General features: G+C 47.3%; 10 protein-coding genes. All 10 read right to left on the bottom strand.

The window, feature by feature from the left end; translation table 11 throughout:
- Positions 1–145 precede the first annotated feature (145 nt).
- The 10 genes from SPSPH_RS09420 to SPSPH_RS09375 all read right to left on the bottom strand — a co-directional run bounded on the left by SPSPH_RS09420 (position 146) and on the right by SPSPH_RS09375 (position 12,874).
- Positions 146–1,174: an NAD(P)H-dependent glycerol-3-phosphate dehydrogenase gene (locus SPSPH_RS09420; protein WP_075755399.1), complete on the bottom strand. Its 1,029-nt coding sequence runs from the start codon at positions 1,172–1,174 to the stop codon at positions 146–148.
- 10 nt (positions 1,175–1,184) lie between these two features.
- Complete coding sequence (gene plsY / locus SPSPH_RS09415) at positions 1,185–1,805, bottom strand: glycerol-3-phosphate 1-O-acyltransferase PlsY (protein WP_075755397.1); 621 nt, start codon at positions 1,803–1,805, stop codon at positions 1,185–1,187.
- Between the two features lie 21 nt (positions 1,806–1,826).
- The gene (der, locus tag SPSPH_RS09410) at positions 1,827–3,152 is read right to left on the bottom strand and encodes a ribosome biogenesis GTPase Der (protein ID WP_075755395.1); all 1,326 of its coding nucleotides are present in this window, start codon (positions 3,150–3,152) and stop codon (positions 1,827–1,829) included.
- 153 nt (positions 3,153–3,305) lie between these two features.
- Positions 3,306–4,613, bottom strand: a complete 1,308-nt coding sequence (locus tag SPSPH_RS09405) for a DUF512 domain-containing protein (RefSeq protein WP_075755393.1) — start codon at positions 4,611–4,613, stop codon at positions 3,306–3,308.
- A gap of 113 nt (positions 4,614–4,726) precedes the next feature.
- The gene (gene spoIIP / locus SPSPH_RS09400; protein ID WP_223225973.1) at positions 4,727–5,935 is read right to left on the bottom strand and encodes a stage II sporulation protein P; all 1,209 of its coding nucleotides are present in this window, start codon (positions 5,933–5,935) and stop codon (positions 4,727–4,729) included.
- Positions 5,925–6,680, bottom strand: a complete 756-nt coding sequence (locus SPSPH_RS09395) for a DUF1614 domain-containing protein (protein ID WP_233138758.1) — start codon at positions 6,678–6,680, stop codon at positions 5,925–5,927. The genes spoIIP and SPSPH_RS09395 overlap by 11 nt, the downstream gene beginning before the upstream one ends.
- A 231-nt stretch (positions 6,681–6,911) precedes the next feature.
- The gene (locus SPSPH_RS09390) at positions 6,912–7,610 is read right to left on the bottom strand and encodes an NAD-dependent epimerase/dehydratase family protein (protein ID WP_198930900.1); all 699 of its coding nucleotides are present in this window, start codon (positions 7,608–7,610) and stop codon (positions 6,912–6,914) included.
- Between the two features lie 178 nt (positions 7,611–7,788).
- On the bottom strand, positions 7,789–8,856 hold the full coding sequence (gene fni / locus SPSPH_RS09385) for a type 2 isopentenyl-diphosphate Delta-isomerase (protein WP_075755387.1): 1,068 nt from the start codon (positions 8,854–8,856) through the stop codon (positions 7,789–7,791).
- Between the two features lie 8 nt (positions 8,857–8,864).
- Positions 8,865–10,826 (bottom strand): bifunctional 4-hydroxy-3-methylbut-2-enyl diphosphate reductase/30S ribosomal protein S1, encoded by a 1,962-nt coding sequence (locus SPSPH_RS09380; protein ID WP_075755385.1) that lies wholly within the window; start codon positions 10,824–10,826, stop codon positions 8,865–8,867.
- Positions 10,827–11,017: 191 nt separating this feature from the next.
- Positions 11,018–12,874, bottom strand: coding sequence for a carbon starvation CstA family protein (locus SPSPH_RS09375; protein ID WP_075755383.1), 1,857 nt, complete (start codon positions 12,872–12,874; stop codon positions 11,018–11,020).
- Between the last annotated feature and the right edge of the window lie 220 nt (positions 12,875–13,094).

Raw genomic sequence — 13,094 nt, 5'->3', positions numbered from 1 at the left:
GGCGTCTCCCTCCCTGATTACGGTAATTGTCATTATAAATATATGACAGGCCACCTCAAATATTACAAAATATAAAAAAGTATGGTAACTAAAAAGTAACTTACCTTACTTTATTAGCCACCATACTTTTTTATGCCAAGTTTATTTACTGCCAATGTAAATTGTTAAGCACAACTTCTTCTACCTCATGTGTCCGGCCGCGGGTCATGAGTTCGAGAACTGCATGTTTCGAGGATTTATTTTGATACAGGACCTCATACATTTGTTCTGTTATCGGCATTTCCACTTTATATTTAGCTGCCAATTGAAAGGCTGCTTTAGTTGCCCTGATACCTTCCACAACCATGGAGGTTTCCGCCTGTATTTCATCAATGGTCTTGCCTGCCGCCAGCATCAGGCCAGCCCGCCGATTGCGGCTGTGTACACTGGTGCAGGTGGCAATAAGGTCCCCGATACCGGCGAGTCCGGCAAAGGTCAGGGGATTTGCTCCCATCGCCATACCAAGGCGGGTGATTTCGGCCAACCCGCGTGTCATCAGTGCGGATTTAGCATTATCACCAAACCCCAGTCCTTCGGCAATGCCAGCGCCAAGGGCAATGATATTTTTGAGCGCGCCGGCAAGCTCTACCCCGACTATATCAGGATTGGTATATACGCGAAAAAAAGGCAGCATAAAGGTATCTTGCACAAACTCAGCTACCTTGCGCGACCTGGCTGCGGCAACAGTGGCCGTGGGATGACCGGAAGCCACCTCCTCAGCATGATTAGGACCTGATAATACGGCAATATTCTCAGCCGCCAGCGGCAATTCATCGGCAATGATTTCGGACATCCTTTTCACGGTGGTCAGTTCCAGCCCTTTGGCAGCACTGACAATAAGGGTGTCAGCACTGACATAAGGGGCCAAGGCTGCTGCTGTTTGCCGTATGGCATGAGAGGGCGTAACCAGTACGATTAGCCGGGTATCGCCTGCGGCCACGGCGAGGTTATCGGTAACGCAAACTGTTGCCGGTAATTTGCAGCCAGGTAAATAACTGTGGTTTTCCCGGGTGGAACGGATGCTTTCTGCTAGCTTAGGCGACCTTGCCCATAGAACAACGGATTGATGTTTTTGACCCAACACGCCGGCTAACGCTGTCCCCCAGCTGCCGGCGCCAATTACTGCGATATGCATTATATTACTGTCACTTCTCCTTTGTGGGACCGGAGGCTGTTTTACCGCCTGCTCTAATTTTTGGTTCTTCCCCTTTTAGAAGGCGCTCAATGTTCGGACGGTGCCGGATAATAACAAATAAAGCGGCCAATATCCCGAAATAAAAAAATTCTTGCCTGACATTCAATAGCCACATGCTGATAGGAACCAAAGCTGCCGCGACAATGGATGCCAGCGAAACATAGCGAGTCAAATAAACAATAGCCGCCCAGACGGCAAAAACAACGAGTGTTACCTTAGGCGCAATCATGGCGATAACACCAAGGCCGGTAGCCACACCACGCCCGCCTTTAAAATTCAAAAATACCGACCAGTTATGGCCGGTGATAGCGCCAATACCACCAGCCAATTCAGCTAGCGCCGTTCCGCCCAAATACTGACCTATCAGGACCCCTGCCACACCTTTGAGCGCATCTGTAAGAAAGACCCAGAAGGCCGGCCAGGGACCTAATGTCCGATACGCATTAGTGGCCCCAATATTTTTACTACCAAACTGCCGTAAATCAATATTATAGAAATTCCGACCAATAATCAGTCCATTCGGAATTGAACCAATTAGGTAGCTGGCAGCAATAACCAGCACATACTCCATTCTCCCACTCCTTCAATGAGTTTACTCCTCTTTGTCTTTGCGGCCACGAACCACTAATTTGAGTGGAGTTCCTTCAAAACCAAACGCTTCTCTCAATTTGTTTTCTAAAAAGCGCAAATAGGAAAAATGCATAATTTCCGGATCATTAACAAAGAAAACAAAGGTGGGCGGTTTTACGTCCGGCTGGGTGGTAAAATAGATTTTAAGCCGCCGGCCTTTATCGGAAGGTGGTGGGTTGATCGCAGTAGCATCTTCAATAACTTGATTAAGCACACTGGTTGCTACCCTCATGGAATGCTGGTCTGCTACATATTTTACCAGCTCAGTTACCCGATGAACACGCTGTTTGGTGAGCGCTGATGTAAACAGTACCGGCGAATATTGCATGAAACCCAATTCTTCGCGAATGGTCTCGGTAAATTTCAGCGAGGTCTTGCCGTCTTTTTCAATAAGATCCCATTTATTAACGACAATAATGCTGGCTTTACCGGCTTCGTGGGCATAACCGGCAATCTTTTTATCTTGTTCTGTCACGCCTTCTTCGGCATTAATAACCATGAGCACTACATCACAGCGGTCAACTGCCCGCAGGGAGCGGATAACACTATACCGTTCAACCGGCATATCAATCTTGGCCTTACGCCGCATGCCAGCCGTATCAATCAGCACATAGGACTGACCGTCTTTAGTAAAATGGGTATCAATGGCATCACGGGTAGTGCCGGGAATGTCACTGACGATAACCCGTTCTTCACCAATAATGGAGTTAACCAGCGAAGATTTGCCAACATTGGGGCGGCCGATTACCGCCACTTTGATTTGGTCAATATCTTCGGGTTCAATATGCTCTTGTGGCATATTTTCAATTAATCTGTCAAGCATGTCACCAATGTTAAGGGCATTAGCGGCGGAAATGGCAATAGGATCACCTAGTCCCAGATTATAGAACTCGTAAATATCGGCTTCATTTTTCATATTGTCTACTTTGTTTACCACCAAGAGCACAGGCTTTCTGGTGTTGCGCAAAATCACGGCCACTTCGTTATCAGAGGAAGTTAATCCGGCTTTGCCGTCCACAATGAACATGATAACATCGGCTTCCTCGATAGCCAGTTTAGCCTGATTACGTATGGCATTAAGCATCTTGTCTGTGGTCTCAAATTCGATACCGCCGGTATCAATCATAGTAAAATTGCGGCCCAGCCATTCGGCATCCATGTAAATACGGTCACGGGTAACACCGGGTATGTCTTCAACAATAGATAGACGGCTCTTGCCAATATAATTGAATAAAGTTGATTTGCCGACATTAGGCCGGCCAACAATTGCGACAATTGGTTTACTCATCTAATACCACCTTGTATCTTTTTAAAATCGTTTCCTTGATGTGATGAATCCGTTCTAGATCTGTAGTAGTTTTTCCTTTACCATTGCCTGTATTTACTTAAATTAACCGCATAATTGCATAGTTACCGTACTATAGCTGTTCTTGCCTGCACACTATCGCCACGCAGCAAGCAATTGTTTTAAGTCCTGGGCAAAATAGGCACTGCGTACAGGTGCCCCCAGTTCGGCGGCAATATCTGCAGGTGTGGTGTCATCAAGAAAAACCTGCTCCCCTTTTCTGAGAGCAACTCCTGGTATAATAATACCGGTCCGGGAACCCGGAAGCCTTTTCAATGCCTCGATAATATCACCGCCGGTCAGCAGTCCGGTGACGGTAACATCACTGCCAAAAAATCTGTTTTCCACTGCAATAACCCTAACTGTTAAATTGGGAACAGCCAGTTCAGCCAAAAGAGTTACGAGAATTTTTTCAGCGGAAATGCCGCAGATAACATCGATAACCTGTGGCTCAGTATAGCCGGCAGCCATGACCGGTTCTTCCTCCCATTCAGCCAGAAAGCTGCGGACAAGGCCGACCCCGTTTTCCAGCTGCCGAAAGCCGTCATACGATTCATAACTGGGAAATTCTTTACCTGCAGCCAGATAAAATTCATCAGCCAGATACACGAAAGATTCCTCAAGCTCTTCACGGCATTTTTTTTGCCACTCATGGACAAGTTCTGTTACCTCTTCGGCAGCGGCAGCGGAAAACTTGGTTAACGGATGACAATGGTCACGATAACGGGTAAGACCTACGGGAACGATCGACAGCGATAAAACCGACGGCTTAAGAGCGTATAAATCCCGGATGGTTCTATCTAACTCCCTGCCATCATTAACCCCGGGGCAAAGCACAACCTGTGTATGAAAGTCAATACCTTTGTCTGCCAGTTCATTAAGCTGGTCCATTATCTTGCCGGCCTGCCTGCCACCTAACATCCGCTCTCTAAGTTCACCATTAGTAGTATGTACGGAAACATAAAGTGGCGAAAGATGCAGTCTGGCAATCCGGCTGATATCTTTTACTCCCAGATTGGTCAGGGTAACAAAATTGCCATATAAAAAAGAAAGGCGATAGTCGTCATCTTTAATATACAGGCTTTCACGCATACCTGGCGGCATTTGGTCAACAAAGCAAAAAATACATTTGTTAGCGCACTGTCGCACTTTATCAAATACTGCGCTTTCAAACTCCAACCCCAAATCTTCATCATATTCTTTTTCCAGAGTTATTAGTTCCTGTTCGCCGGAGCTGCGTTCTATAAGCAGTTCAATTTCTTCTTCAGCCAGCGCAAAACTGAGATCAATGATATCCTGAACAACCTCGCCGTTGACTTCAAGCAATCGGTCTCCGGGCATAAGGCCTATTTCAGCGCCGATACTGTCAGATTTTACGTTAGATATAATGCCGCTATATGTCAAAGTATTCCCCCCTTTCTTTAGTATTCCTTCAGTAGCTATATTTTCCTGCAAAACCGCTGATAAACGGCAAAAATTAAATTAGAAAAGGCAGGACCAGGCCTGCCTGCTTAGTACTATTTGTCGTCTTTCCTGTCAGCTTGCTCGGAAGGCTCATTGTCTTTCCTGCGTTTTCGGGACTTGGGAGCAAGAAAATTAGCAAACTCTGTTGATGCAAAATTTTTGAGTTTAGCACCGGCCTCTTTGAGGCCGCCGGTACTCAGTAATAAAAAAGCTGCGCCCCCAACGATGAGCAGTCCTAAAATCCACCCTATCGACTTGGTGGCACCCGATGCCCCGCCGGCAGCAGAACCCAGGCCGGCATTGCCATCCGCATTGGTGGCTCCGGCGGCATTGGGGCCGGTAGGAGCGCTGGATTTACCGAGTATTGTTGGTATAACGTCGGCAAACAGGGCAATGCCTTTTTCAGCCGATTCGCGGTCATTCGTATGGGCTCCGACTTCCAGCAGCATGGAACGCGGATGCAAGTCCTGATTATAATCGCCGCCTTTGGCAAAAAAGATACCTTTCACCAAACCAGGATGCTTTTTATCTGAGGCGGCTTTAATCTGCAGGGCATAATCTTCAATTTGCTTGCCTGTAGGGCCATATTTGCCAACAACCAGTTGCACTTTACTGATATCCTGTCCGTCAATTTTACCACCATACACCTGCGGTGGCACAGCATCACGGTGAATATCAAAGATAGCATCAGGCTGTTCTTTTTTAATCAGATTAACCGCTGTCCGGCGCGAACGTTCATACGCCATATCGTCATGCGGATCATGCTTGGCTTCTGAAAAAGCCACATTCATACCTTTGCTTTCGAGTTCTTTGGCGAATCTGGCACCGACTTTATAGATACCGCCGGCACCAAGAATACTCTCTTTGCCATCGGTGGGCACATAAGACTCGTCAGAATGAGTATGATAAATGGCCACTTTACCGCTGCCCTCGGCTCTGGCAGTGGCTGGTTCCAAAAAACCCTTAAATTGAGCCAGAATCCCTTGCTCTGGTTCCTTATAATACAGGGATAGATCAACTTCCTCAATTAATTTGGCATAAGCAGTATCGCCCTCAACTCGGACAACTTCATACTTGCGATTGTTTTCAGTAAGAACCTGATCTCCCGGTTGCAGCAGCCGGCCTGTCATATACACGTTATTGCCGGCTTCATCGACAATAGTCGCGTAACTGCCGTCATTACGTTCATGGGCAAAGCCGTTGGGACTAAGTATCGCAAGCAGCAGCCCGATAATAAGGACTGCACCCAGTCTACTCTTCACGGCGTTCACCCCCGTTGTTTGAGGCCTTGTCATTTGCTGGCATTTGCGGGGTATCTTTTTGTTTTTCCTTCGGATGCAGTTCCTTACTAAACTCATAGAGACCTTCAGGACGATTGGGTCCCAGTACAGGCCCGCCCTGCAATTTTTCCCGGGTCTCGCCTACCAGTTCGGCAATCATAACCGCGATGATACCGGCAATAATGGTCGCATCAAAGGCTCCCGCCCCACCAATCGCCGTAGTTCCGGGAATGCCCAGACCAGAGATGGTTACTGCATGGACAATATCGCTTAAAACTATTCCCAATACCCCGCCGATAAAGGCACTGCGACGTGAACGGCCGGCAATATAGGCAATTAAGCCTGCGGCTAGTCCATAGATAAGTTTGGGGTCCATAAACATGTTTTCCGGTTCATACGGCAGATAGCGTGAGCCTAAGGATACCGCTGCGGCTACCAGTACCGCCGCAACAACCGCCCGCACTCTTTCAGCCGTTTCATCAGCTTTAACAATTAAGTAAATACAAAGTAAAATTGGCAATAAAGCGCCACCCACGTTAATGGTGATTTCCATCGGGGAACGCATAACGGGAATGTCAATAAAGCTGCCAATAACGATTCCGGCAATGAAAAGCAATGCCTGTTTATCCGTCATTCGCATACGATCCAGGATTCGCTGCGCTAGTCCGAAATAAACCAAGACACTGACGACTAAAAGTAGAATCATTCCCAGCGGCATATTCATCATGTTGTCTCACCTCATACCTTTGTGATGTTGATTTATTACATCTAGTTTGCACTGTTACTGTCTGATTAATACAAAGGGGGGTGTGTCAAAATAGGTTTTATTTCCAGCCCATTTCACATAAAAAAAACACGGCTTGCGCCGAGCCTTAGACGGGCCGAATTGCTATGCCATCCGTGGCGCAATCGGCACTAGCGCCATCCAGGCGCGTCGCAGCGGAAGCCGTTGTTGGGATTATAACCGCCGCCCGGCAATACCTGGACCCGCTGCCGCCATCCTGACAATATCCTCCATTTGATCCGGCGAGTAAGTGGTGACCCCTGGTTTATCTCTCTGAGCAAGCTGATACATAGCCTGAGCCACCACTCTTGCCTCTATTGCCAGCTTAGGCCATGACCTCTTAAGTAAAAGGGAAAGCCCGCGGACGACCTTAATTGCTATGGTTTCGAAAAATCTAAATTCTTGGCGCATCCCGATCAGCAGTGACGGACGAAGAATCGAGACTGCAGTCAAAGGAATGCTTTTTATTTGCTCCTCAAGGTGTCCTTTCAATTTTTGATACCAGATAAATGATTCAACATTGGCATTTACCGCGCTTACAATCAGAAAATGACAGACCCCCTGTTCTTTTGCCATATTAGCCAAGGTAACAGGATACTCTACATCCACTCTATACATGGCTTCCTTCGTTTTGGCTTTCTTGATTGTTGTCCCTAAACAGCAAAAAACATCATCTACCGCAAAATATTCTTTTACCGCTTCAAGCCGGTCAAAATCACAGACTATTTCTATTAGCTTTGGGTGTTTCACCGCCAGAGGTCTTCTGACAATGGCATAGACTGTTGCATATTGTTTCTCCGCTAGCAGGATTTGCAGCAATTCACTTCCCACTAAGCCGGTTGAACCGGCGATAAGAGCCGTTTTCGCCTTCACAATACCCTCTTCCCTTCCAAAAGTAAATGTTTTCATTGCAATGGATTTGTTTAATAAAATAAGTCCGCTTTCAATCATAATCATGAGAAAGCGGACTCTGCCTTTTCGTTGATAATATCATTTAATCTTTCGCTAACTTCTTTGTTTTGACAGGCTCTCTCGCTGTGCGACAGCCCCGCTAGCGTATTTTTTTCCGTCGTGCAAACTGTGTTATATCAATGCCTCTGACTTCCAGCCATTCCCGGCTGAAGCCGGTAATCACAAGAGGACAAGACTGCAGTTCCTTAACGGTGCGTGTACCCGCCAGCAGCATGAATCGTTTTACAGCTGTGGTAAAGCTCTCATACCAGTGAATAGCTCCCTCCAGCCCTTGGCACTGCAGCACTTTAAGTATCGGGCCGGCTATACCCGCCGCTGCGCCGCCGATAGTAAGCGCCTTAACAACATCAAGCGGTGTTCGTACTCCGCCTGACAGGATAACATCTGCACTGGAATTTGTTATTGACAGCACTTCCATGGCACTGATAGCGGTGGGGATACCCCAACTCATCATGTCGTCATCCAAAGGCAGTTTACTGCGGGCAGCTTCAATTGCCAGGAAGTTAGTTCCGCCGGTCCCACCGACATCAATAGCTTTAACTCCGACACCCGCAAGCGCTGCCGCTTGTTCGCGCGCAATGCCGCACCCCACTTCCTTGACAATAACCGGAACATCCACTTGCGCCACGATGGCTGCAATGCGTGACAGATAACCGCTGAAGTCGCGGTCTCCCTCACTCATGATAATTTCCTGGCCGGAGTTAAGATGAATCTGAATAGCCTGGGCATCAATCATTTCAACGGCATAGCGGGCAGCCTCAGGCGTGGCATGGGCCCCAAGATTGGCAAATACAATCCCCTCCGGGTTGACCTGCCGGACAATTTTATAAGACTCGGCCACAGCCGGATTCTCAACGGCTGCATATTGAGAGCCAACCGCCATAGGTATGCCTGTTTGTTTGGCAAATTCCGCCAAATCGCGATTAAGGAGGGTAACATCATCGGCACCGCCTGTTATCGCATTAATAATAACTGGTTGTGCCAGAGGGATACCGGCCACAGTTGTACTGATGTCAATATCCCGCCAGGCCAAATCCGGCAGACAATTATGCACTAAATGAAAATCGGCAAATCCGGCAGCCGCCGGACCATCGTCCAGCAGCATCGAGTACTTTATATGTTCCAGTTTGCGTGACTGCCGTTTCATACTTCGCTTTAGTCCTCCCGTTTAAACAAATGACCAAATTTATCACCAAGCGTAACACCCGATGCAGGAGCCTGTTTAGTCAGGTAATCATTGAATTCTGCCCGCTCTTTATCCTGCTGAGCTTGCACCATACTCAGGGCAATTCGCTTGGTTTCTTTATCAACACTTAGTATTTTAACCGCTACCTGCTGCCCGATGCTTACTGCTTCTTCGGCATTAACAATACGCCTTTCCGCTACTTCCGAAATATGCACCAAGCCTTCAACACCTGCTTCAATTTCTACAAAAACACCGAACTTTACAATTTTGGTAACCTTTCCAGTGACTACCGAACCAACAATTAGTTTATCGACAGCAGCATACCAGGGATCTCTTTCAACATCTTTCAGACTAAGTGACAGCTTTTTGGCCTCCATATCAACCTTAAGTACAACCACTTTAACATCATCGCCAACACTGACCACTTCCTGGGGCGTTCTAACCCGCTGCCAGGATAAGTCGGAAATATGAACCAGTCCGTCGATGCCACCGATATCGACAAATGCGCCAAAGTTAGCCAAACGACTTACTTTGCCGGTAATGGTCTGTCCCACCGCCAGTTTAGCAAACAGTTCGTTCTCCTTGGCTTCCTTTTCTGCCAGCAGCAATTGTTTGCGGGATAATACAGCTTTCTGTTTTTCCCTGTCAATTTCAATAGGAACTGCCGGAAGAGTTTGTCCGATAAAAGTATTCAAATCCTCCACATATCTGATATCCAGCTGTGATGCCGGAATAAAAGCGCGTACACCGAATACGGCGGCAACCACACCGCCTTTAACCACTTCGGTGACCCTGGCTTCAACCGCCTGTTTGGCTGCAAGGGCCTGCTCGAGCTTATCCCAGGCGGTAATTTTATCAGCCTGCGCTTTAGATAGCTTAACTTGACCGTCAGCACCATCAGCCTCAATAACCAGCACATCAATAATTTGCCCCTGACTTACAGCGTCAGCAGCTGTCTGCGGGGCCGGATAAGCAAGTTCTGACAGCGGTATGACTCCTTCCGCCTTATAACCGATATCAACAAATACCTCATCATGGCGTATTCCCACAACAGTGCCTTTGATAACACTGCCGGCCTCAAGTTTAGCAACATTGCCAATATTCATTTCTTCCATCTTAGCATATACCTCCTCAATTACCCACTCAGGGGTTGACGCACCGGCTGTAATACCGGCATTCTGTACATTTACAAACCACTCAGGCTTTAGCTCACCGGCTGACTCAATGTGCCGCGTTTTGCAGCCGGCCTCCTGGCAGACACTTGCCAGGCGGGTGGTATTGGCACTATTTTTGCCGCCGACTACGATCATAATATCTACTTTTTTCGCCAGGTCGAGCGCTGCCTGCTGTCTGAGGTCAGTTGCCGTACAAATAGTGCGCTCAATCTTCAAATCCTCACATTTGGTTTTTAAAATTGACAGAATGGCTTCAAAATCATTGGCAGCAAAGGTAGTCTGAGCCACCACTCCCAGCCGCGGATAAAACGGCAACGACTTGGCTGCAGCAATGGTTTCTACCACTTGGGCTTCCTCATTTGACCAGGCCACAATGCTTCTTACCTCAGGATGCTGGTGCTCGCCGACAATGACCACCTGATAACCGGACTGCCTAAGCTCATAGGCTGCCTGTTGAGCCTTCTTTACATGCGGGCAGGTGGCATCAACCACGTCTAACTGCTTGGCCTCAGCCTGCCGGTAGATTTCCGGCCCCACGCCATGTGACCGGATAATGACCTTGCCTGCAGGAATATCCTCCAGATTGTCAACCGCACCAATGCCTTGCGTTTGCAGGTGACTAACCATTTGCGGATTATGAATAATGGGTCCTAAGGTATGTACCGGACAATTTGACGCAACAGCACTCACAGCCATGTTGACAGCTCGCTTTACTCCATAACAAAAGCCCCGGTGCTCAGCCAAATATATTTTCATAAAAGCCTCCTATTATATATTCCACAGCCAAAAATATGGCAGGCGCAGGCAGGTAATGGCCTTAAAGCTGTCTTTTGTATATTCACCTTATTTATTATACCCCCTTTACTCTGGCGTTTCAAATAAAAAGCAAAACCGCCACCAATTCGGCAAAGCCAAATTGGTGGCGGTTATCAGGCAACAATTAACTATTAGCTTGGAATATTAGGCTTTGTGGTATCAACCGGACAAGACATTATCGAAATCTCCGTGTTCATACCAATCGGCTTATCTGTTTTTAACAGCTGGCGCCACAGTCTGATAGAATCAATCAAGGTAATAATTACCAGGATAATCAGGATAATGCTCATTGTACCATTAGTGTTACCTAAGGTATCGCCGCGTTTGAAAAACATTTGTACGTTCATTACACCGGCAGTGATAACAGTAACGGTCAGAAAAGCAAGCGGTGCAAAGGTAATCCATGCATAGGATTTCTTAGGAGCAATTTTCAGGATAATGGTAGTGCCAAGAGCCAGGGCAATTACTGCCAAAAGCTGATTGGCAACACCGAACAGCGGCCAAATGGTGGCTACGTCACCACTATAGAGCAGGTAGCCCCAGCAGTAGGTTACGATAGCACTGGTAAAGAGAATGCCAGGCCACCAGTTGGTTTGTTTGAGCGGAGCATATATATATGTGCCGAGAATATCCTGAAGGATGTAGCGGGCTACACGGGTACCGGCGTCAATTGTGGTAAGAATGAACAGCGCTTCAAACATGATGGCAAACTGATACCAATAGCTCATGAGATGCTGCATACCACCGATACTGGAAAAGATGTGAGCCATACCAACGGCCAGCGATACAGCACCGCCAGGACGGTGAGCGACATCCATTTGCACCAAACGGGATAATTCTTGGATTTCAACAGTAGGAATACCTAATTTGGCAAATACAGCCGCCGGGCTGTTAATCGCAAAATAATCACCAGGCATCAGCACAACTGCCGAAATAAGAGCCATTACCGCCACAAAACCTTCGGTCAGCATGCCGCCGTAGGCAATCAGGCGGGCCTGAGACTCAAGTTCAATCATCTTAGGAGTTGTACCTGAACTGATAAGCGAATGGAATCCGGAAATGGCGCCGCAGGCAATAGTAATGAACACATACGGCCACCAGGGTCCGGGAATAATGGGTCCGCCACCGTGAATAAACTGAGTGGTCATCGGCATGTTAACCGTTGGCTGAACAATGAGAATGCCTAATGCCAATGCCAATACAGTACCAATCTTCATATACGAACTTAAATAGTCACGGGGAGCCAATAACAGCCATACCGGCAAAACTGCGGCAAAGAAGCCATACAGCGGTAAGGCTACTGATAATTGCTGCTTAGTTAAGTCAAAGATACCGGCAATTCCTGCCCAGGGCTGACCAGGGCTTAGCCAATGGCCGGTAAATACGGCAGCCATTACCAGGAGGAAGCCAACAATGGAACCCGACCGGATAGCACCCGGGGAGATTTTGAACATATAGAGACCAATGACAATAGCAATCGGGATGGTCATAAACAGCGTGTATACGCCCCAAGGATTTTTAAACAGGGCATTGACAACAACAATAGCCAAGCCGGCAAGAGCAACAATAATGATAAAGAGAATTGCGAGCGAAGTGGTTACACCGGTCAACGGACCAACCTCACGCCGGGCAACAACTGCCAGCGATTGACCATTGTGACGCACCGACGCGAACAGGATAATAAAATCATGAACAGCACCGGCAAAAACTGAACCTAGTAAAATCCACATAAAGCCAGGGCCCCACCCATATTGGGCAGCCAATACCGGACCAACAAGCGGGCCAGCACCTGCAATAGCTGCAAAGTGGTGACCGAACAATACCCATTTATTGGTTGGTACGAACTCTCGTCCGTCATTACAACGGTAGGCCGGAGTTATATTGGCATCATTTAACGCCAGGACTTTTGCCGCGATGAATGCTGAGTAATACCGGTACGCCAGCACATAAACACAAATCGAAACTACTAATAAATTAACTGAATTCAAAAATAATTCCTCCTTTCAGAATCTAAAAATTAAACCTTGTGAATACAATCCCCCTTTCACAGAAGATTCCCTTATATTTGAAATGATACAGTATAGTGTATGAGTAGGCAATACGTCTGCCGTGAAATGACAAAAAACCAGGATGAAATACACTATCATCCTGGTCAACAGCACACTCTTGTATACATAGTTACACATGTTTTTTTATTCTAACAGAAAA

The sequence above is a fragment of the Sporomusa sphaeroides DSM 2875 genome (assembly GCF_001941975.2).
Taxonomy (GTDB): domain Bacteria; phylum Bacillota; class Negativicutes; order Sporomusales; family Sporomusaceae; genus Sporomusa; species Sporomusa sphaeroides.
Note: the sequence above shows the minus strand (reverse complement) of the source record. Positions and strands in the feature narration are given on the sequence as shown.